The sequence below is a fragment of the Guyparkeria halophila genome, from assembly GCF_034479635.1.
In the GTDB taxonomy this organism is placed as follows: domain Bacteria; phylum Pseudomonadota; class Gammaproteobacteria; order Halothiobacillales; family Halothiobacillaceae; genus Guyparkeria; species Guyparkeria halophila.
On the sequence record NZ_CP140153.1, the window covers coordinates 2,003,734 to 2,025,604 of the forward strand.

Consider the following 21,871-nt stretch of genomic DNA (forward strand, 5'->3'; position numbering starts at 1 on the left):
CTTCTAACACTCGGGTCCAGGCGAACCGATGGGGCTGATACCCCATTAAATGTTCGAACCCGCATCCAGTTGTTAATTAGAACCCGCTGATGTAGATTGCTGCCGGTTCAATTTTTTGATCGGGCCATCGACCAGAGAACCCGGTTCGGATTGACCCGGCTCGAAGAGCCATGAACAATAGCGGGTCATTGTCGACATCGGCGAGCCGCCGGCCTGTCCTCAAAAACACGCGTCTTTCGGTTGTCGGAGAACCGGGGGGCACGGAATGGATCGAACCTACGTTGATCCGACCAATTGCCTACGATGCAGGAGTGAGCAATGTCAGAAACCACACTTGATCAGACGCCGCAGAGCGATGCCCGCGAGGGCGTGGCTTCCAGCGACCGTCGCAAATTCCTCCGCAAGAGCGTCGCGCTCGCGGCAACCGGTGCTGCCGCTGCAGCCGCCGGCAATGCCTACGGCGACGTCGACCTGGAGACCGTCACCGAGCCGCTGGAGATCAACCCGACCCGGAATATTCTCGGTCGTGGCGTCGTGTCCGTTCCTTACGGCATGCCGTCCAAGTTCGAGAAGGACGTGGTGCGCCGCAACGTCAGCTGGCTGACCGCCGACACCGTCGCGTCGATCAGCTTCACCCCGTGGCAGGACCTCAACGGCATCATCACGCCGAACGGTCTGCACTTCGAGCGTCACCACGCTGGCGCCGTCGACATCGATCCGGAGACCCACCAGCTGGTCATCCACGGCATGGTCGACAAGCCGATGATCTTCTCCATGGACGATCTGAAGCGCATGCCGTCGCACACCGCGATCCACTTCCTCGAGTGCCCGGCCAACGGTGCAATGGAGTGGCGCGGCGTCCAGATGGATTCCATGCAGTTCACCCACGGCATGATGAGCTGCTCCGAGTGGACCGGCGTCAAGCTGACCGACCTGATGGAATACGTCGGCGTCGATCCGAAGTCGACCTGGCTGTACGCCGAAGGTGCCGACGGCTCGGCCCTGCAGCGCTCCATCCCGATGGAAGGCGCCAAGGACCAGTTCGGCGAGCCGATCCCGGCCGACAGCTGCGAGATGTACAAGGACGCAATGATTGCCTACGCCCAGAACGGCGAAGCGCTGCGTCCGGAAAACGGCTACCCGATCCGCTTCCTGCTCCCGGGCTGCGAAGCGAACATGTCGATCAAGTGGCTGCGCCGCATCAAGTTCGTCGACAAGCCGCTGGTCACCTATCAGGAAACTCGTCACTACATCGAGCCGCTGCCGGATGGCACCATCCGTCAGTTCTCGCTGGTCAACGAAGCCAACTCGGTCATCAACTACCCGTGCCCGGACTACCAGATGAAGGGCAAGGGTGCTTACGAGATCCGTGGCATCGCTTGGTCCGGTCGCGGCAAGGTCGCTCACGTCGACGTCTCCATTGATGGCGGCAAGAACTGGCAAGAGGCCGAGCTGGTCGAGCCCGTACTGAGCAAGTGCGTGACCAAGTTCAAGCTCCCGTTCGAGTGGAAGGGTGGCGAGCACCTGATCATGAGCCGCGTTACCGACGAGACCGGCTACGTTCAGCCGACTCTGATGCAGATGCGGAAGGTGCGTGGCTTTAACAGCATCTACCACAAGAACTCCATTCAGGCCTGGAAAATCGAGAAGACCGGCGAGGTGAAGAATGTCCAAATTGAAAACTTCTAAGTTCGGGCTGGGTCTCGCGGCCGGTGCCATGGCCCTTGGCCTGAGCACCGCCGGCATCGCAGCCGAGCACGCCAGTGGCTTCAACGGCATTGGTAAGAACATCACCGACAAGGCCATCGAGCCGTGGGACATCAGTGTGTTCTACGACGGCACCAACCTGCCGGAAGGTTCCGGTAGCGTTCAAGCGGGTCAAGATCCGTACGACGCGCAGTGCGCCATGTGCCACGGCGCGTTCGGTGAAGGGGCCGAGGGCTACCCGAAGATGGCCAGCGATCCGATGCCGGCATTCATCAAGTCCCTCAAGCAGGGCCTTGATGGCGTGGGCAACCGTGCGGTCAACAACGCCTGGGGCCACGCCCCGACGCTGTTCGACATGATCAAGCGCCACATGCCGTTTTACGCACCAGGCACCATGGGTGTTGACGAGTCCTACGCCGTCACCTGCTACGTGCTGAACCTGGGCATGATCGTCGACTCGGACTTCGTCTGCAGCGACGAGACGCTGGCCGATGTGGACATGCCGGCGCGTGATTACTACGTGACCGACACCCGCCCGGACGTCAAGAACGAGCGTTGCATGAGCGACTGCTATGACGCCGAGCCGAAGGTCGTTGGCGCCGTGGTTACCGGTGTAAGCCAGTAAGCAACAGGCACCAAACCTAGCGTTATCAAGCCCCGCTTCGGCGGGGCTTTTTTGTGCCTGTCCAAACCAGGATGATCTGCAGCCGGTGGCACACGACGACTGAGGCCAGCAGCCAGCGCCCTTGGACGAGAAGGTTGAGGAGCCCGCGGCCACACGAGCGCACATGACGACGCTCTGGCTGCCTGCCTTGTCGCCCTCCTTGTCGCCCTCCTTGCTGCCTCCCTTGTCTCCTTCCGGGGCGCCCCACCCCGAAACGCAAAAGACCCCGCCGAGGCGGGGTCTTTTGTTCAGCGCCGGTTGTCGAACCGGGCTTACTTCATGAAACCCAGGATCGCGTTGCGCACCGAGTCGAGATCGGCATCGATGGTCACCATCGTGGCCTTCTCGACGCCCGGCATCTCGCCGGTGCACTGGCCGATGGCCGTGTCCGGATCCTTGAGGCCGTTGCCGGTCAGCGTCAGGACGATACTCGAACCGTCCTGGATCTTGCCGGCCTCGAGATCGTTGATCAGGCCGGCCAGCGAGGCGGCCGAGGCCGGCTCGCAGAAGATACCCTCGTGCTGGGTCAGCATGCGCTGGGCGGCGAGGATCTCGGCGTCCGTGACCTCGGCGAACCAGCCACCGGATTCCTCCATCACCTTCCAGGCACGGTCCCAGCTCTGCGGGTGGCCGATGCGGATGGCCGTGGCGACCGTGTCCGGATCGTCGACCATCTCGCCGCGCATGAACGGTGCCGAGCCGGTCGCCTGGTAACCGACCATCTTGGGTCGATTACCGCCCGAGCCGCCGCCGGCGAACGGGCACTTGCCGTTGCAGTAGGCGCAGGATTCGGTCACGTGGTCTCCCGAGGTGGCCGAAAACTCGCAATAGCCGATCCAGTGCGCGGTGATGTTGCCCGCATTGCCTACCGGCAGGCAGTGGTAATCCGGCGCGCGCCCCAGCTCCTCGATGATCTCGAAGGCGGCGGTCTTCTGGCCCTGCAGGCGGTACGGGTTGACGGAGTTGACGATGGTGACCGGTGCCTCCTCGGCGACTTCCTTGACCAGGCGCATGCCGTCGTCGAAGTTGCCGCGGATCTGCAGGATGGTCGCCCCGTACATCATCGCCTGGGCCATCTTGCCCATCGCGATCTTGCCGTCGGGGATGATGACGAAGGCGGTGATCCCGGCGCGCGCCGCGTAGGCCGCGGCCGCTGCCGAGGTGTTGCCGGTCGAGGCGCAGATGATGGCCTTGGAGCCCTCTTCCACCGCCTTGGTCACCGCCATGGTCATGCCACGGTCCTTGAACGAGCCGGTGGGGTTGAGCCCCTCGTACTTGACGTAGATGTCCACCGAACGGCCCAACACCTTGGGCAGGTTGTGCAGCCGAATCAGCGGGGTGGCACCCTCGCCCAGGCTGATCAGACGGGTGTCGTCGGACAGCGGCAGGCGGTCACGGTACCGATCCAGCAGACCGGTGTAGCGGCTTTGATGCGTCATGGGAATCTCACTTGGAATGACGCGCCGCCCGACCGGACCCGATTATCCGGGCCACGGCCTGGCGGCGAGCAGATGATTTGCGGGCATTTTACCCTGCCTGCCGGCAACTGTCAGGGGGCGCGCCGGCGATGGATACCCCCGGCAACGCGAGGGCCGCCCGTCACCGGGGCGAGGCCAGCCCCGGGCCTGGTGGGAGACCTGCCCCTAGCCCACCTTGGTTCGGCAGAGCATCTGATCCTCGCCGCTGAGGATCTGCTTGAGGATCCGGCGCGCGTGGCGCATCGAGGTGGCAAGCGTCTTCTCGATTTCCTTCATCGAGACCGTCTCGCCGTCATGCACCCCGGCCGCCCAGTTGGCGACGACATTCAGGCTGGCGTAGTCGATGCCGGCCTCGCGTGCCAGCACCGCCTCGGGCATGCCAGTCATGCCGACCACGTCGCAACCGTCACGCTCCAGCCGCCGGATCTCGGCGGCCGTCTCGAGGCGCGGCCCCTGGGTGGCGCCATAGGTGCCCCCATCGATGATGGGCAGGTCCAGCGCCCGGCCGGCCGAAAGAAACGCCTCGCGCAGGGAGGCATCGTAGGGGTAGGTGAAGTCGACGTGGGTAACCGAGTCGAGGTCACCTTCATAGAAGGTCGACGGGCGCCCCCAGGTGTAATCAATCAGCTGGTCGGGCACCACCAGCGACCCCGGACCCATATCGGGATGAATCCCGCCGACGGCCGCCACGGCCAGGACGCGACTCACCTTGAGCTCGCGCAGCGCCCAGATATTCGCGCGGTAATTGACCTGGTGCGGCGGGATGCGGTGGTTGTAGCCATGCCGCGGCAGGAACACCACGTCGCACCCCTGCATCCGGCCGATGGTCACCGGCCCGGACGGCTCACCGAATGGCGTGGGAACCACCTGGTGACGCACCTCGTCGATCCCCTCGATCTGGGACAGCCCCGTCCCGCCGATGATTGCCAGATGCACGTCAGTCCTCCCGTCGATTCAAGTCACCCGCCGGCTCACTCCCCCTCGGGAAGGACATGAATGCCGGGCAGGTTGCGAAAGTAGCCATGGTAATCCATGCCCTCGCCGAAGATGTAGCGATCGGGCACCGACACACCGCAGAAGTCCGCGGTCAGCCCCGGCACCTTGCGATCATGCTGCTTGTCGGTCGCCACCGCGATCCACACGCGGGCCGCCCCCGCGTCGATGCACCATTCGCGTACCGCCGCCAGCGTGGTCCCCTCGTCGAGGATATCGTCGACCAGCAGCACCTCGCGCCCGGCCAGCTCGATGTCCGGTTGGGCGAGCCACTTGAGCGCCCCGCCGGTGGTCGCTCCCCGGTAGCGTGTGGCGTGCAGGTAGGAAAGCTCCAGCGGAAACGCCAATCGAGGCAGGAGTTGCCCGGCACTGATCAATCCGCCATTCATCACGGCAAGCACCACCGGCAGGTGCCCGGCGAGTCGCTGATTGATTTCCCCGGCCAGGCGCGCATAGGCCGTCTGCATGGCCTCGGCGGTGACCAGGCACTCGCAGCGCGCCAGCAAGGCATCAAGCTGATCGGACTGCTGGCGAAGGTTGTCGCTCACTTGCATGACGCTCTCCGGTGGACGGGGTTCAGGCCCGATCGGGAAACAGGTCCGGCTCGTCCACGCCCAGCCGTTCGATCCATCGCAGGGCCGCGGCGTAACGCGGCGAGTGCGTCAGCTTGGCTTCGCTCGGCACCGGGCCGTGCCCGAACATCCGGGCCAGCCGCGCCTCGCGCTGGGGACTGGCTGCAAACGCCAGCGACTGCTGCACCCGGTCGACCAGTTCGGGGTGGTTGCAGATCAGCGCCATGTCGACCCCGGCCGCCAGGCATTGCTCGACGCGCTCCTCGATCTCGCCAACGGCCGAGGCGGCCGCCATGGTGAGATCGTCGCTGAATACCGCCCCCTCGTAGCCCCACTGTTGACGCAGGATCTCGCGCACCCAGACCGGCGAGAAACCGGCCGGCCGCGCGTCCACTTCCGGGTAGACCACATGCGAGACCATCAGGCCGGGGATCAGGCGATCCGCCATCGCCCGGAACGGGCGCAGATCGGTCTTCTCGATGGTCGCGAGCGGGCGCGGATCGACCGGGTGGGCGATGTGCGAGTCGGCCGCGACCGCACCATGCCCGGGATAGTGCTTGCCCACGGCAGCCATGCCGGCATCCTGCATCCCGCCGGTCCAGGCGATCGCCAGCGCGATCACCGCCTCGGGGCGTTCGTCGAAGGCCCGGTCACCGATCACGCCGCTGATGCCGCGGTCGAGGTCGAGGACCGGGGCGAAGCTCAGGTCCACCCCGACCTCGCGCAGCTGCACCGCCATCAGCCAGCCCAGCGAGCGGGCCGCTTCCAGGCCGGCCTGACGATCCTCGTCGAAGAGATCGCCCAGACGCCCCATCGCCGGCAAGGCCACGAAGCCGTCACCCTTGAAACGCTGTACGCGCCCGCCTTCCTGGTCGACGGCGATCAGCAGGTGCGGCCGTCGCAGGGCCCGGATCTCGGCGATCAGCTCGGCAAGCGGCTCCCATCCTTCGAAATGACGGGCGAACAGGATCACCCCGCCCGTGGAAGGGTGCTGCAGTCGACGCCGGTCGGCCGGGGTGATTTCCGGGCCGGCCAGATCGATCATCAAGGGGCCGAGTGCGGTCATACCGGTTTCCTTCCGTGGGATGGGTCAGTGGTCACGCCGATTGCGCACGTTGCGCCAGCGTCGACTGCGGCCATTGTTGCCCAGCAAGGCCGCCTCGGCGAGTGCGCCGAGGTACACGTACAGGCCCAGCGCCACCAGCAGGGCCGCTGCGGCGAACACCATCAGGGTAGCCACCGTTCCCTGATCCGAGTAGCCCATCGACACCTTGAACATGGTCAACAGACCTTCGATCAGGATGGCAACCAGGATGGCCGCGACAAAGCGCGTCATGGTTCGTCTCACGGTGCTGTGGCGATGGACATCCTTCTCCATCAGCACCTCTTCCTCGAACACCGTCTTGGCCAGATCGAAGATGGCCATGGCCAATGTCAGGACGACGATCACCTCGAATGGCTTGAGTCGCAGCTCAGCCGCCCAGCCGGGTTCCATCAAGGCGTGGACCAACTCGCTCATGCTGCTGTAGAAAAGCACGCCGGCCACCATCAGCATCGCCGCGGCGAACAAACCGTAGAGCGCGCGAAAGAATGGCTCGATACGGCGACGCAGGGTGTCACCAAGCAGGAAGCTGATCATCGCCTCGAGGTCGACGTCGATGACCAGGTAACCCACCCGTCCCTGGTGTTCGATCTGCAGGGTCGCCGAGATGCACAGATCCCGCGAGGCGGAGGACAGATACGGCTCGGTCAGGTGGACGTACTCCCCCTCCTGGAAGAACTTGAAATACGGTCGTTGACTGCGATCGGTGCCCTTGCCTCGCCCCATTGCCCGATTGACATAGCCGGTCTCGTCAGCACCGTACTCGGCGACCTGAACCCCCTCCTCGTCCAGCAGGTAGACCAGATCGACAAAGGGATAGAGATCGATCAGCTTCTCGGTCACCGAATGCAGGGCCGCCTGGTCGGTGAGCAGCCGCGGCTCGCCGATCCCGGTGATGATCGATTCGATCAGTTCACGAATCGAGCGCGATTGCTCGTGATAGCGATCGATGGTGCTGATGTAATTGGCCGAATGCATGATGTCCTTGGCTGGCAAAGAAAATGGGTTGGGCGACGGCCCAGGCGGGCAGTTTAACCCGAGCGGACCGGCCATGTAGCGGGCAAAAAGAGGCGCCCACGAGGGGCGCCCAGGAAGGAGGAGTCAAAGAGCACCAAACGGGGCGCGCCGGAACCGATGAAGGACGACGCGTCGTGTTGGCAAACCACTAACAGCGAGAAGCATGCCAGCGGTTTGTGACGCGCGGATGGCAAGGGGCTATCCGCGCCATGACGCGGTTTCTCCGCGACGACCGGCCAAGACCGAGGGCCCGCCCAAACGGCCCCGGCGGCAAACATCTGCCCCTTCGCGGTGCAACGCGACCGACAACGCCCCAGCCTGGATCGGGGCTCAGCCCAGTTTGTCCGCGAAGAAATCGAGCGTCTTCGCCATCGAATCGCGGTCAGCGCTCTCGTCGTAGGAAAGCGGCAGGCCGAACTTCGCGGCCTTCTCGTCGGCACCCGGATTGGTGAAGGCATGACTGACCCCGGGATAGCGGGTGACCTGCACCTGGGCGCCGGCCTCGCGCATCTCGTCGGCGACGCGCTCGACCACCTGCGGGTCGGCCATCGGGTCATCCTCACCGGTGAAGATCCAGGTGGGCGTGTCGATGGTCCCGGCAATCGGTGCCAGGCCGCTGATGCCGGCATGGAAGGTCGCCAGCGCGTCGTGATGCACGCCCTGGCGGGCCATGCTCAAGCCCACCGAGCCGCCGAAGCAGTACCCGATCGCCGCAAGCCGCTCGGCATCGACGGCATCATGGCGCTTGATCGCCTCGATCGCGAGCCGATAACGGGTTTTCAACGCCTCGAAATCTGCCAGGGCCTGATTCATCAGCTCGGTGGCCTCGCCGGCGTCCTCGGTGACGCGGCCATCGCCATAGAGGTCGATGGCGAAACCGACATAACCGGCCTCGGCCATGTCGCGTGCGCGCTTTTCCATGTAGGCGGTCCGGCCCCAGAACTCCGGCACCACCAGCACCGCCGGTCGCGGTCCGGCGGCATTGGCATCATAGGCGACCAGGCCCTTCATGGTCAGGTCGTCGGAACGATACTCGAGTTCTTCGGTCTTGATTTCTGCAGCCATCTCTCTCTCCTTGTCCCCTGTGAACCGGTATGTCAGGCCGATCGGACTGTACCGCCACGCGCACCCAGGCCGGGGGCGTGACGTCGACTGAATCGGCAAACGTCCTGGCCGGAATCAGCCGGCCGCCTCAGCGGCCGGTTCCGGCGAGCGGGCGGCCTGGGCAGCCTGGGCGGCACGGGCCCGTCGCGACGAGCGTTGGTCGATCGCCTGCTTGAAGGCCACCAGCAACGCCAGGCCGATGAACGCCCCCGGCGGCATCAGGGCCAGCAGGAAGGTCATCTGCTCGGGGAGAATCCGCACGCCCCAGTCGATCGCGATCGGCCCGAACAGCTGATCCGCGCCATCGAGCAGGGTGCCGAAACCGATCAGCTCGCGCATGCCCCCCAGCACCACCAGCACCAGACCGAACCCCAGGCCCATCATCAGGCCGTCGAACAGCGACACCCCGAACCCGTGGCGCGAGGCAAAGCCTTCGGCCCGGGCAATGATGATGCAGTTGGTCACGATCAGCGGGATGAAGATGCCGAGCGTGTTGTAGAGCTCGTGGAAGTGGGCGTTCATGATCAGTTCGATGATGGTGACCACCGAGGCAATCACCATCACGTAGACCGGCAGGCGCACCTCGGCGCGGACCCAGTCACGGATCAGGGACACCACGCCGTTGGAGACCAACAGGGTCACCAGCGTGGCGATCGCCAGCCCGAGCGCGTTGACCGTGGTGTTGGAAATGGCGAGCAAGGGGCACAGGCCGAGCACCTGTACCAGCGCGGGGTTGTTCTTCCACAGCCCGTCGAGGGCCAGTTCGGATAGACGCGGGTCATTCATGCTCGTCTTCCTCTGCCGTTGTCGTCGGCGGCTCGTCGAACAGCAACGGGTGGTGGCGGTCGACGTACTCCAGCACGTCCTTGACCGCCCCCACCACGGCGCGGGGCGAGACCGTCGCGCCGGTGAACTGGTCGAAGATGCCGCCATCCTTCTTCACCGCCCAGTCCTCGGCCGGGGGATCACCCAACCGACGCCCGGAGAAACCCTGTATCCAGTCGGTCTTGTCCGCCTTGATCTTGTCACCGAGGCCCGGGGTCTCCCGCTGCTCGAGCACGCGCACGCCGGCGATTTCACCATCGATCGTCACGCCCACCAGCAAGCGGATATCGCCACTGTAACCGCGATGGGTGACCACCGGGATGGCCACCGCCACCACCTCGCCATCCTCGCGGGCACGAAACCCCAGTTGGCCGGCACGCATCGCCCGCTCGCGCTGCTCGACCGACAGCGTCGTCGGCAGCACGTCGTCCGCGGCCGGCCGGATCACCGGCTCACCCAGCTCGAGTGCCTCGGGATCGGGCAGCAGAAAGGCCTCCTCGGCCGGATTGTTGTCGTGCGTCTGGCCCTGCAGCACCGCCATGATCTGGCCGAGCAGCACGGCCTGGCGATTCATCTCTATCTGGTCGGCGGTCTTCTGCTGGGTATAGGCGACAAACCCCACGCCCAGACCGAAGAACATGGCCAACACCACCGCGGTGATCACCACGCGACGCAGTTCCAGGTTGATCACGTCAGCGGCCCTCCGTATCGGTACCGACGCGATCCTTGCGACCGAAGACCGGCGGCTGGGTGTAGTAATCGATCAAGGGGACGGCCAGGTTCATCAGCAGGATGGCAAAGGCCACCCCATCCGGGTAGTTGCCGAAACTGCGAATCAGCACCGCCAGCACGCCGATACCGAAGCCGAACACCAATCGCCCCCGCGGGGTGGTGGAGGCGGTGACCGGGTCCGTGGCGACAAACAGCGCCCCGAAAATCACCCCACCGGTGACCAGGTGGAACAGGGGGTCGGCAAAACGCTCCGGATCGATCCCCCACAGCAACGCGGCCGTCAGCAGCACCCCGGCCACCATCGCGACCGGGATATGCCATCGAATCGCGCCGCGATAGAACATCCAGGCGCCGCCCGCGAGAAAGGCCAGGTTGAGCCAGACCGACCACGCCCCGCCCTGCCAGATCGAGAGGCCCGCCCCGGTGACCTCACCGCCCTGGGTCACCACCATCCGCCATTGGTCCAGGGGAGTGGCCTGGCTCAGGGCGTCGAAGCCGGTGGCGCCCGGCAGCACGCCGAAGAAGGTCCATTGCGCGGCTTCGGCCAGCGTCAGGCTCGCCGCCCCGCCCTCGATCGGTGCGCCCCAGCGGGTCATCGCCTCGGGGAAGGAGACCAGCAGTACCACGTAGCCGACCATCGCCGGATTGAACAGGTTGTAGCCGATGCCGCCGTAAAGCTGCTTGGCGACGACCACCGCGAAGACCGCGCCCACCACCGGCAACCACCAGGGGGCCAGGTTGGGCAGGCACAGCGCGAGTATCCAGCCGGTAATCAAGACCGATCGATCACTCAGCGCCGGCTGGAACGGCCGCGCCCGCAGCCACAGCATCAGGGCCTCGGTCAGCCAGGCCGCGCCGACGGCCAGCGCCACGTTGAACAACACGCCCCAGCCCAACAGCCAAGTCGCCACGACAGTGCCGGGCACCAGCGCCCACAGCACCACCGTCATCACGTCGGCCACGTTGGAGCGGGCCTCGACGTGTGGCGAGGTCTGGACCGGAAACTTCATGACGACCCTCCCGGCCGTTCGGTGGATTCATCCGACGGGGGTGCGGCACCATCCGGCTCACCCGGCTCACCCGGCTCACCCGGCTCACCCTGGCCACGCGGCCCCTGCTGCACGCGCGCCTTGCGCTCCTTGGCCCGGGCGCGGGCGGCCTCGATACTCATCGAGGCGGCGGATTTGCCATCGTCGGCCGACGTCGTCGCGCTCTTGCGGCCCTCCCCGTTGGCGTTGGCGGGGGCGTCGGCCTCCTGGGCGTCCTTTTTTGCCGCCTTTTCCTGGGCGGCCTTGATGGCAGCACGCTTTTTCGCCAGCGCCGCCTCCCGTTCGGCCTTTTGGCGCTCGATACGCTCGTTGTGGAACTCGAACCGTCGCCGGGCGTGCTCGGCCTTGGCCTTCTCGCGCTCGGCCGACCAGATCTCGGTCTTGGCGTGGCGGAAATACTGCACCAGCGGAATGTGCGACGGGCAGACCGCCGAGCAGACCCCGCACTCGATGCAGTCGAACAGGTGATAGTCGTGGCTGCGCTCGAACTGCTGGGCGCGCGCGTACCAGTAGAGCTGCTGCGGCAGCAGGTCGGCCGGGCAGGCCTCCGAGCAGCGCGAACAGCGGATGCAGGGCTGCGGCGGTGGGGTCGGATCGCGATCGACCGGCCGCATGGCGAGCAGGCAGTTGGTCGCCTTGACCACCGGCACGGCATCCTCATGCAGGGCAAAGCCCATCATCGGCCCGCCCATCAGCAATCGGTCGACGCCCTGGGTATAACCGCCGGCCGCCTCGATCACCTTCGCCATCGGTGTACCGACACGTACCCGCAGATTGCGCGGCTCGGCCACCCCGCCGCCGGTGACGGTGACGACCCGCTCGGTCAGTGCGCGGCCCTCGACCACCGCATGCCAACTGTTGGCCACGGTGCCGACGTTCAGGCACAGCAACCGGTAATCGGTGACGTGCCGATTGCGCGGCACCTCGATGCCGGTGAGCGTACGGATCAGCTGCTTCTCGCCACCGGCCGGGTAGATGCTCGGCACCACCTTGATCTCGAAGCGTCGTTCGTCCTCGTCGGCCGCGAGCCGGTCGATCACCGCCTGCAGGGCCTCGATCGCCCGCGGCTTGTTGTCCTCGATCCCGATCAGGCACCGCGAGGCACCGACGGCATGCAGCATCATCTGCGCGCCTCGCAGGATGGGCTCGGGCGCCTCCTGCATCAGTCGGTCGTCACAGGAAATGAAGGGTTCGCATTCCGCGCCGTTGAGCACCAGCGTCTCGACCCCGCCGGGGTTGGCGGTGGCGAGCTTAACCGCGGTAGGGAACACCGCGCCACCCAGGCCGACGATGCCGGCCTCGCGCAGCCGTGCCCGGATCTCGACGGGGCTCCTGTTTTGGTAATCGGGCCAGGGCTCGAGCGGCTCGGCCTCGCGGTCCTCGCCGTCGGCGGCCAGCACGATGCTCTGCGCGGACAGGCCGCCCGGGTGCGGCAGGCCGCGCGGCTCGATCGCCTGGATCACGCCCGAGGTGGGCGCGTGGATGGCCGCGGAGATGAAATCGTCCGGGCGGGCCAGCAACTGGCCGCGACGGACGTGGTCACCGACCGCGACCACCGGGATGGCCGGCGCGCCGATATGCATGTGCAACGGCAGGACGTACTCGTCGACCAGCGGCATCTCGCCGATCGGGCGATCACAGGCCGGCGCCTTGTGATAATCGAGATCCAGCCCGCCGTGGAAGCCGTGCAGCCCCGGCGAGATCGTGGCGCGCGCCTCAGGCATTGGCCAGACCCTCGCCCAGGCCCTCGCTCCGGGCAGCCGCCCCACGCGTGGGCACCGGATGGGCGGATTCGGGCATCGGGAAACGGTAGGCCTCGACACCCTCCTCGATCGGCACCATGTCGATGCAGTCCACCGGGCAGGGCTCGACGCAGAGTTCGCAACCGGTGCACTCGTCCTCGATCACGGTGTGCATCTGCTTGGCCGCGCCCAGAATCGCATCGACCGGACACGCCTGGATGCACTTGGTGCAGCCGATGCAGACCTCCTCGTCGATGATCGCGAGCGTCTTGACCTCCTGGACCTCGAGCTCGTCGTCCAGCGGCTTGAAGTCGACCTCAAGCAGGTCGGCGAGATTGCGGATGGTCGACTCGCCACCGGGCGGGCAGCGGTTGATATCCGCATCGCCCTTGGCCATCGCCTCGGCATACGGCTTGCAGCCGGGGTAGCCGCACTGGCCGCATTGGGTCTGCGGCAACAGCTCGTCGATGCGCTCGGCGAGCGGGTTGCCCTCGACCCGGAAGAACTGCGCGGCCAGCCCCAGCAGCACACCGAAGAAGATCGCCAGCCCGACGGCAAGAAGAATCGCGAGCCACATCAGACGGTCACCATCCCGGCAAAGCCCATGAAACCGAGTGCCATCAGCCCGGCAGTGACCAGGGCGATCGGCACGCCGTCGAAGGCCGCCGGCACGTCGGCCGCGGCCAGTCGCTCACGCAGAGCGGAAAACAGGATCAGCACCATCGAGAAGCCCACCGAGGCGCCGAAACCGTACAGCGCCGACTCGACAAAGCTGTTGGCCTGCTGGACGTTGAGCAGCGCCACGCCCAGCACGGCGCAGTTGGTGGTAATCAGCGGCAGGTAGATGCCCAGCACGTTGTGCAGCAGCGGGCTGGTCTTTCGCACCATCATCTCGGTGAAGTTGACCACCACCGCGATCACCACGATGAACATGATCGTGCGCAGATAGCCCAGCCCCAGCGGCTCGAGCAGCCAGGCATGCGTGACGTAGCTCGCGATCGCCGAGAGTGTCAGCACGAAGGTGGTCGCCAACGACATGCCGATGGCGGTCTCGACCTTGTTCGATACCCCGAGAAACGGGCACAGGCCGAGGAACTTCACCAGCACGAAGTTGTTGACCAGGATGGTGCTGATCAGGATGAGGATGTATTCCGTCAAGGCCACCTACCGGAGTGATGCGAAACCGCGCCCGCGAGGCCGGCTCTAGGGAAACTCTGCACGAATCGGATACCGCTCTGCGCGCGAATGGTAGCAAGGATGTGCCGGCACCGACGAACCGGTATGTTCAATCATACCATTCGCCGGTTTCAACCCGGGACGTGCCCGCCAGCCGACGCGGTGACCGCAATCAGGAACCGATTGCCGGCCACTCGAACGCCTCGTCCGCCTTCCGGAGACGTTCGACCCACTCGGCGTGCGCGTCGGCGGCATCGGGCTCGGCGGCAATCACGCGCAGTCGCGGCCGATCGCTGCGGATCGTGCCCAGCGCCGCCTGCCCCCCGGTCGCCGTCTCGGCCGGGCTTTCGAACGTCAGGTCCCACTGTCCGCCGGTCAGGGCCAGATAGACGTCGGCAAGGATCTCGGAGTCCAGCAGTGCGCCGTGCAAGGTCCGGTCGGAGTTGTCGATCTGGTAGCGGCGGCACAGGGCATCGAGGCTGTTGCGCTGCCCCGGGTGCTTGTGCCGGGCGATGGCCAGCGAATCGGTGACGAGATCCACGTGCTCGGCCAGCGGCGGGAAGCCGGCGCGCTTGAGCTCGGCATCGAGAAAGCCGACGTCGAACGCCGCGTTGTGGATGATCAACTCGGCGCCGCGGACGTAATCGAGGAATTCCGCGGCCACCTCGGCGAAATGCGGCTTGTTCTCCAGAAAGTCGTTCGACAGGCCGTGCACGGCGAAGGCGCCAGCGTCGACCGCACGCTGGGGATTGAGGTACTGGTGATAGTTGCGATGCGTCAGACGACGCTCGACCAATTCGACCGCACCAATCTCGATCAACCGGTGGCCTTCCTCGACCGGCATGCCGGTGGTCTCGGTATCCAGGATGATCTGTCGCAGGGTCATGGCTTGTTCTCACGTTGGTACTGGTTCAGCCAGCGTTCCAGCGCGCTGGCGAAGGCCTGCTTGTCTTTCGGCCCCAGCGGCGGCGGACCGCCGGTGGCCACGCCCGACTCGCGCAGCGTCTGCATGAACTCGCGCTGGACCTGACGGCCACGAATGGATTCGTTGGAAAACGCCTCGCCGCGCGGACCGATGACGGCCACGCCCTTGGCGAGCGCGTCGGCGGCCAGCTCGATGTCCGCGGAGATCACCAGATCCCCCGCCTCGGCGGCCTCGACGATGGCATTGTCGGCGACATCGAAGCCCGGCGCCACCTGCATGAAACTCACCCGCTTGGAGCGCGGCACCGCCAGTGGGTGATTGGCCACCAGCACCACGTCCACGCCGACGCGGTCGGCGGCGCGGAAGAGCATCTGCTTGATGGGGACGGGGCAGGCGTCGGCGTCGACCCAGATGGTCATGTCGTTTTCCGTGGTGGGATGAGGTGGAGAGTTTCGCATGCCGAGTGCATGGCACGGAACGGGGCGCCGATCCGGACGGGGTGGAGGTTTTCGCACGCCAAGCTCGTGGAGAGGCACGGATTAGCCACCGTGCGTGGCGCGCGAGCCCCTTTTCTTGCTTGCCCAAGAAAAGGAGCGAAAAGAAGGGCACCCCGGCGCCCTGGCCCTACGGGCCTTCGAGCCCGGACAAGGTCCGGGCTCGAAGCCTTGCGACCGGCGGCTGCCTTCGGGGTCGGCTCGACGTGACGTCCTGTCACGGCGAGCCTCGGAGCGACTTCCCTGTCGCTCCGACCCCGAGCCATCCACCAGCCGCAAGGCAGGGCGCAAGGGGATTTGATGCCCATCCATCTGGTGGTATCGCAAACATGCCCAAGACAACTGGGAGACCCGGACTTCACACTGCTCGCGTTATCGAAGGGTCGAGCCCCTTGTGCCTTGCCTCGCGGGCGAGGGGTTGCAGGGTCTGGCCGGCATGGACGCCGGCCAGAGGTTCGCCGCGACAGGACGTCGCGTCGAACCGACCCGTCCGCAATCCCTCGTCCGCGAGGCTGATCGTCGCGGATATCATCCGGGACGATCAGGCCCGAAGGGCCAAGGCACCGGGGTGTCTTCTTTTCGTCGGTTTTCTTGGACAAGCAAGAAAATCGACTCGCACGCCGGGCACGGCGGCCAATCCGTGCCTCTCCACGAGCTTGGCGTGCGAAACCCCGACAAACTCAAACCATCGAATCGTCCGTCATATCCCGCTCCAACCGACGCGCCACATCCCCCGGCGACCCGGTCCGCCGCGCCAGCAGGTCGTAGGCAACCGGCACCACGAACAACGTCAGCACGGTCGCCAGGGCCACGCCGGCGAAGATGACGGTCCCGATCACCAACCGCGTCTCGGCCCCCGCGCCGCTGGAGGCGATTAATGGAATCGAGCCCGCCATGGTGGTGACCGCGGTCATCAGGATCGGGCGCAGGCGGGTGACGGCCGCCTCCTCGAGCGCTTCGGCGAACGCACGACCCTGATCGCGCAACTGGTTGGCAAACTCGACGATCAAAATCCCGTTCTTCGCCGCCAGCCCCACCAGCATCACCAGCCCGACCTGGCTGTAAATGTTGAGCGACAGCCCGGTGAGGTGCAGGCCCAGCAGCGCCCCGAGGATCGCCAGCGGCACGGTCAGCATGATCACGAACGGATGCACCAGGCTCTCGAACTGCGCGGCCAGCACCAGGAACACCACCAGCGCCCCGAGCACCAGCATGAACACGGTCGCCCCACCGGCCTCGCGGTAGTCGCGCGACTGGCCCTTGACGTCGGTCTGGGCCTCGGGCGGCAGGATCTCGTCGACCGTGTCCTCGAGGTAGGTCAACGCCTCGCCCAGCGGGTAGTCCTCGGCCAGGTCCGCCTCGATGGTGATCGCGCGGATGCGGTTGAAACGGTTGAGGGTCGCCGGTCCGGCAAAGTCGGTCAGGCTGACAAGGCTGCCGAGCGGGATCAGTTCGCCGCTGGTCGCCGAGCGCACGTAGATGTTGTCGATCGCGCTCGGGCTGCGCTGGTTCTCGCGCTCGCCCTCGAGGATCACGTCGTATTCCTCGCCATCATCGACGTAACGCGTCACCGTGCGCCCGCCCAGCAGCGTCTCGAGTGTGCGGCCGATCTCGGTCACGGTCACGCCCAGATCGGCGGCGCGATCGTAGTCGATCTCGACCTTGAGCTGCGGCTGGGTTTCCTTGTAGTCGGAATCCAGCCCGGTCAGCCGCGGATTGTCCTCGCGGATATGGGCAAGCAGCGTGTCGCGCCACTCGGCCAGCTCCTCGTACTCGCCGCCACCGAGGACGAACTGCACCGGTTTCTGCACCTGCTGACCGAAACCCTGACGCATCACCGGGAAGGCGCGCACCCCGGGCAGATCGGCGACCAGGGTGCGCACCTCGTCCATGATCGCCCAACCGGAGCGCCGGTTCGCCCAGTCATCGAGAATGATGATGCCAAAGCCGGTATTGAAGTTCTCGATGTTGCCCCAGCCGCGTGGCGCACGGATCAGGGCGCGCTCGACCTCGCCCGACTCGATCAGCGGACCCAGGCGCGCCTCGATCTCGTCCATGTAATCGAGCATGAAGTCGAAACTGGCCCCTTCGGGCCCGTTGACCACGATGAAGAACGCGCCGCGGTCCTCGGACGGGGTGTATTCGCGCGGCAGCTGGTCGGCCAGCCAGACGGTACCGGTCACCAGGCCGAAAAACAGCAGCACCACCAGCCAGCGCAGGCGCAAGGCCCCACGCAGCAGGACGCGATAACCCCGCCGACTGGCATCCAGCAGCGATTGCACCGTCGCGGCCAGTCGGCCGGACTGCTCAGGCCCGCCGAGGATCTTCGAGGCCATCATCGGCGTGAGCGTCAGGGCGAGGAAGCTCGATATCACCACGGCCGCGGCGAGCGTCAGCGCGAACTCGGAGAACAGCCGACCGATATCGCCCTCGAGAAAGGTCAGCGGCAGGAACACGGCCACCAGCACCAGGGTGGTGGCCACCACCGCAAACGCGATCTGCCGGGTGCCGCGAAAGGCGGCCACCAACGGCGTCTCGTCGTATTCCTGGATGCGGCGATTGACGTTCTCCAGCACCACGATGGCATCGTCGACGATCAGGCCGATCGCCAGCACCAGCGCCAGCAGCGTGAGCAGGTTGATGGTAAAACCGAACAGGTAGAGCGCGGCAAAGGTACCGACCAGGGCGATCGGCACGGTGATCGCCGGAATCAGGGTGCTGCGCAGGTTGCCCAGGAACAGGAAGATGGTCAGCACCACCAGTCCGATGGCGATGAACAGGGTCGAGACCACCTGGCGCACGGCATTCTCGACAAACACCGAGGTGTCGTAGCTCAGATTGAGCGTCATGCCGTCGGGCAAGGTGCCGAGCAGCCGCTCGCGCTCGGCCTTCGCGCCGCGGGCGATCTCCAACACGTTGGCGGTCGACTGCTTGATCATCCCGAGTCCCACGCGCGGCACGCCATTTTCGCGGAAGATGCTGCGGGTCTCGACCGCACCGACCTCCACCCGGGAGACATCCGCCAGCCGCACCAGGTGGCCGCCCTCGCCGCGCTTGATGACCAGATCACGGAAGTCGGCGGCGGTCTCGAAATTGCGCGGCAGGCGGACGATGAACTGGCGCTCGCGCGACTCGATCGCACCGGCCGGTAGTTCGACGTTCTCGGCCCGTAGCGCCGATTCGATATCGCCGACCGCCAGCCCATGGGCGGCCAGCGCCTGGCGGTCGAGCCAGACACGCATCGAGTAGGTCTGGCTGCCGGAGACCCGCACCCGGGCGACGCCGGGCAGCACCGAAAAGCGATCCACCAGGTAGCGCTCGGCGTAGTCGGTCAGTTCGGCGATCGAATACTCCTCGCCGGACAGCCCCAGCCAGAGCACCACCTCGCTGGAGGAGTCGGCCTTCTCCACCTCGGGCGGGTCGGCCTCCTCGGGCAGATTGTCGAGCGCGCCGTTGATGCGATCGCGCATGTCGTTCGCCGCCGCGTCCAGATCGCGCGACAGGGCGAACTCCACGGTGATCGACGAGCGGCCGTCCTCGCTCGACGAGGTAATCATCTCGATACCCTCGACGCCGGCGATGCGGTCCTCGATCACCTGGGTGATGCGCGTTTCCACCACCGAGGCCGAGGCACCGGGGTAACGGGTGTCGACACTGACCACCGGCGGGTCGATGTGCGGGTACTCCTGCAACGGCAGCCGATCGAGCGCGATCAGGCCGAAGGCGACCAGCAGCGCCGACAGCACACCGGCCAGTACCGGACGACGGATGGAAAGATCGGAAAGGATCACGGCCGGTTCTGCTCGGCATCGAGCGAGTCGCGATGACGCCGCAGGATCTCGCGGATCGGATTGTCCTCATCGGCGACATCCAGCACGCGCACGGCATCGCCATCACGTACCTTCTGGATGCCGTGTCGCACCAGCCGCTCGCCGGACTCGACCCCGGCAACCACCTCCACCCAACCGTCACGGCGCTCGCCGATCTCGACCTCACGGCGTTCGACCGTCATCGCCTCCCGCTCGATGACGAACAGATACTGGTGCTCGCCCTGCGGCAGCAGCACCGATTCGGGCACCGCCACCACCTCGCGCCGGTCACGCTCGAGGATGGTCTGCATCAACTGACCCGGGCGCAGGGCACCGTCGTCATTCTCGATCCGGGCGCGCAGCATGATGCTGCGGGTCGCCGGATCGATGCGGTTGTCGATCGCGGTAACCCGGCCGCTGAACCGCCGCCCCGGGTAGGCATCGGTACTGGCCGTGATGGTCTGGCCGCGCGATAGCGCGCCGAGGTGACGCGACGGCACGGTGAAATCCACGTCAACGATATCGAGCTTGTCGAGTCGGACCAGCGCCGTCCCCGGGCTGACCAGCATGCCGGGGCTGATATCGCGCAGACCCACCACGCCATCGAACGGTGCCTGCACGCGATGGGCCGCCAGGCGCGCCTGGGCGGCCTCGATGTCTGCCTGCGCCTGCTGCACCCGGGCTCGCGCATCCTCCAGCTCCGCCCGGGCACCCAGGTTGCGTTCCGCCAGACCCCGGGCACGCTCCAGGGCGTTGCGCTGCTCGACCAGACGCGCCTGCGCCGCGGCCAGTTCGGCCTGCTCCTCGAGATCCTCCAGGTGCACCAGCAGGTCGCCGGCCGCCACGCGCTGGCCGTCCTCGAAGTGCACAGCCCGGATGATCTCGGTCACCGTGGCCGACAGGGTCACCGACTCGTCGGCGCGCACCGTGCCCAGTGCCTCGAGCGGGTCCGACCAGGTCTGGCGCTCGGCATCCGAGGCGATCACGGCGGTCGCCGGGCGCTCGGACTGGGCGGAGACGGGCGTTGGCAGCCAGGCCAGTAGGCTCAGTAGGGCCAATAACGGCATCGATACGATGGCCACGAACAGGTGGGTCGGCGATACGTGTATCCGCCAACGAATCGGGCAGGACAGGGGCATGGGCGCACCGGGAAGGCATGTGGGTGGTCGAATGCAGCGTCCAGCATAGTACGCCGCGGCGCATGACGGGACGGTGATGCCGACGGCATTGCTATGATGCGCCCCCAATCGAGCAAACGAGTTGATCCGAGGCCTTCGATGCAGGTGGACGTGGTGATTATCGGCGCGGGCGCTGCCGGACTGATGTGTGCGGCGACGGCGGGCTATCGCGGCCGGCGGGTGCTGGTGCTCGACCATGCCCGCAAGGCGGGGCAGAAGATCCTGATGTCCGGCGGCGGGCGCTGCAATTTCACCAACCTCAACAGCACCCCGAACCAGTTCCTCTCGGCCAACCCGCGCTTCTGCATTTCCGCGCTCAAGCGCTACCCGCCGCAGGCCTTCCTCGAATTGGTCGAGCGCCACGGCATCGAGCACGTCGAGAAGGCAGCCGGCCAGCTGTTCTGTGCCGGCAAGGCGAAGGACATCGTCGACATGCTGCTTACCGAGTGCGAGTGGGCGGGCGCCGAGGTGCAGATGAAGACGGCAGTGAAGGCGCTCGAGGCGATCGACGGCGGCTACCGGGTTACCACCGCCGACGATACGATCAGCGCCGATTCCGTGGTGATCGCAACCGGCGGCCTGTCGATCCCGACCATGGGCGCGACCCCGTTTGGCTACGAGATCGCCCGCCAGTTCGGTCTCGAGGTGCTGCCCACGCGCGCCGGACTGGTGCCCTTCACGCTGCACCCCGACCTCAAGGAACGCCTCGCCCCGCTGGCCGGCATGAGCATTCCCGTCGCGGCCACGGCCGGTGGTATGCGCTTCGAGGAGCCATTGCTGTTCACCCACCGTGGCCTGTCCGGTCCGGCCATGCTGCAGATCTCGAGTTTCTGGCAACCCGGCGAGCCGCTGGTGATCGACCTGCTGCCCGGCCGCGACGTGGCGGCGGATCTGACCGAACGCCGCGCGGCCCGCCCGCAGGGCACCGTGCTCCAATACCTCGACGACCATCTGCCGCGTCGGCTGGGTCGAGTGCTCTGCGACTGGCATGGCTGGTCGCGTCCCCTGCAGGAATACCCGCAGAGCGGGTTGCAGGCGGTGGCCGAGGCCCTGCAGCAATGGACCATCCACCCGGCCGGCACCGAGGGCTATCGCACCGCCGAGGTCACCCTCGGCGGGGTCGACACCCGGGAACTGTCGTCGCAGACAATGGAAGCCCAGCGGCAACCGGGGCTGTTCTTCATCGGCGAGGTGGTCGACGTGACCGGCCACCTCGGCGGCCACAATTTCCAGTGGGCCTGGGCCTCGGGCGTCGCCGCCGGCCAATCTGTCTAAGCGGGACATCGGGGCTAGAATCCGGGGAT

General features: G+C 66.3%; 19 protein-coding genes. 3 read left to right on the plus strand and 16 right to left on the minus strand.

Translation table 11 applies throughout. The annotated features are described in order from the left end of the window. Positions 1-318 precede the first annotated feature (318 nt). A complete protein-coding gene (gene soxC, locus SR882_RS09060) occupies positions 319-1,689 on the plus strand; it encodes a sulfite dehydrogenase (protein WP_322520925.1) in 1,371 nt (456 codons plus the stop codon). After that, positions 1,667-2,332 (plus strand): c-type cytochrome, encoded by a 666-nt coding sequence (locus SR882_RS09065; protein WP_322520926.1) that lies wholly within the window; start codon positions 1,667-1,669, stop codon positions 2,330-2,332. Before soxC ends, SR882_RS09065 begins: the two co-directional genes overlap by 23 nt. 311 nt (positions 2,333-2,643) lie before the next feature. Here SR882_RS09065 and thrC read toward each other — a convergent pair whose 3' ends face one another. The 16 genes from thrC to SR882_RS09145 form a co-directional block, all read right to left on the minus strand. After that, positions 2,644-3,810 (minus strand): threonine synthase, encoded by a 1,167-nt coding sequence (gene thrC, locus SR882_RS09070; RefSeq protein ID WP_322520927.1) that lies wholly within the window; start codon positions 3,808-3,810, stop codon positions 2,644-2,646. A gap of 204 nt (positions 3,811-4,014) precedes the next feature. Further along, positions 4,015-4,785, minus strand: coding sequence for an S-methyl-5'-thioinosine phosphorylase (locus tag SR882_RS09075; protein WP_322520928.1), 771 nt, complete (start codon positions 4,783-4,785; stop codon positions 4,015-4,017). A 35-nt stretch (positions 4,786-4,820) separates the two neighbouring features. Then, positions 4,821-5,396 (minus strand): hypoxanthine-guanine phosphoribosyltransferase, encoded by a 576-nt coding sequence (locus SR882_RS09080; RefSeq protein WP_322520929.1) that lies wholly within the window; start codon positions 5,394-5,396, stop codon positions 4,821-4,823. Between the two features lie 22 nt (positions 5,397-5,418). Continuing rightward, on the minus strand, positions 5,419-6,480 hold the full coding sequence (gene nagZ, locus SR882_RS09085) for a beta-N-acetylhexosaminidase (RefSeq protein WP_322520930.1): 1,062 nt from the start codon (positions 6,478-6,480) through the stop codon (positions 5,419-5,421). Between the two features lie 24 nt (positions 6,481-6,504). Next, entirely contained in the window at positions 6,505-7,494 is a 990-nt protein-coding gene (locus SR882_RS09090) for a PDC sensor domain-containing protein (protein ID WP_322520931.1), read from the minus strand. Between the two features lie 369 nt (positions 7,495-7,863). Continuing rightward, the gene (locus SR882_RS09095) at positions 7,864-8,598 is read right to left on the minus strand and encodes a dienelactone hydrolase family protein (RefSeq protein ID WP_322520932.1); all 735 of its coding nucleotides are present in this window, start codon (positions 8,596-8,598) and stop codon (positions 7,864-7,866) included. A 114-nt stretch (positions 8,599-8,712) separates the two neighbouring features. Then, a complete protein-coding gene (locus tag SR882_RS09100) occupies positions 8,713-9,423 on the minus strand; it encodes an electron transport complex subunit E (protein ID WP_322520933.1) in 711 nt (236 codons plus the stop codon). Continuing rightward, a complete protein-coding gene (locus SR882_RS09105; protein WP_322520934.1) occupies positions 9,416-10,153 on the minus strand; it encodes an RnfABCDGE type electron transport complex subunit G in 738 nt (245 codons plus the stop codon). Before SR882_RS09105 ends, SR882_RS09100 begins: the two co-directional genes overlap by 8 nt. A gap of 1 nt (position 10,154) precedes the next feature. Continuing rightward, complete coding sequence (locus tag SR882_RS09110) at positions 10,155-11,204, minus strand: RnfABCDGE type electron transport complex subunit D (protein ID WP_322520935.1); 1,050 nt, start codon at positions 11,202-11,204, stop codon at positions 10,155-10,157. Further along, positions 11,201-12,967, minus strand: a complete 1,767-nt coding sequence (gene rsxC / locus SR882_RS09115; protein ID WP_322520936.1) for an electron transport complex subunit RsxC — start codon at positions 12,965-12,967, stop codon at positions 11,201-11,203. The genes SR882_RS09110 and rsxC overlap by 4 nt, the downstream gene beginning before the upstream one ends. After that, a complete protein-coding gene (gene rsxB / locus SR882_RS09120; RefSeq protein ID WP_322520937.1) occupies positions 12,960-13,562 on the minus strand; it encodes an electron transport complex subunit RsxB in 603 nt (200 codons plus the stop codon). Before rsxB ends, rsxC begins: the two co-directional genes overlap by 8 nt. Further along, entirely contained in the window at positions 13,562-14,143 is a 582-nt protein-coding gene (gene rsxA / locus SR882_RS09125) for an electron transport complex subunit RsxA (RefSeq protein ID WP_322520938.1), read from the minus strand. Before rsxA ends, rsxB begins: the two co-directional genes overlap by 1 nt. Before the next feature lie 190 nt (positions 14,144-14,333). Then, positions 14,334-15,041, minus strand: coding sequence for a DNA polymerase III subunit epsilon (dnaQ, locus tag SR882_RS09130; RefSeq protein ID WP_407653371.1), 708 nt, complete (start codon positions 15,039-15,041; stop codon positions 14,334-14,336). A gap of 2 nt (positions 15,042-15,043) precedes the next feature. Continuing rightward, positions 15,044-15,505: a YaiI/YqxD family protein gene (locus SR882_RS09135; RefSeq protein WP_322520940.1), complete on the minus strand. Its 462-nt coding sequence runs from the start codon at positions 15,503-15,505 to the stop codon at positions 15,044-15,046. Positions 15,506-16,260: 755 nt separating this feature from the next. Then, positions 16,261-19,371, minus strand: a complete 3,111-nt coding sequence (locus tag SR882_RS09140) for an efflux RND transporter permease subunit (protein ID WP_322520941.1) — start codon at positions 19,369-19,371, stop codon at positions 16,261-16,263. Further along, positions 19,368-20,471 (minus strand): efflux RND transporter periplasmic adaptor subunit, encoded by a 1,104-nt coding sequence (locus tag SR882_RS09145; protein ID WP_322520942.1) that lies wholly within the window; start codon positions 20,469-20,471, stop codon positions 19,368-19,370. Before SR882_RS09145 ends, SR882_RS09140 begins: the two co-directional genes overlap by 4 nt. Positions 20,472-20,666: 195 nt before the next feature. Here SR882_RS09145 and SR882_RS09150 point away from each other — a divergent pair, with 195 nt between their 5' ends. After that, on the plus strand, positions 20,667-21,842 hold the full coding sequence (locus SR882_RS09150; protein WP_322520943.1) for a BaiN/RdsA family NAD(P)/FAD-dependent oxidoreductase: 1,176 nt from the start codon (positions 20,667-20,669) through the stop codon (positions 21,840-21,842). The last annotated feature ends 29 nt before the right edge of the window (positions 21,843-21,871 follow it).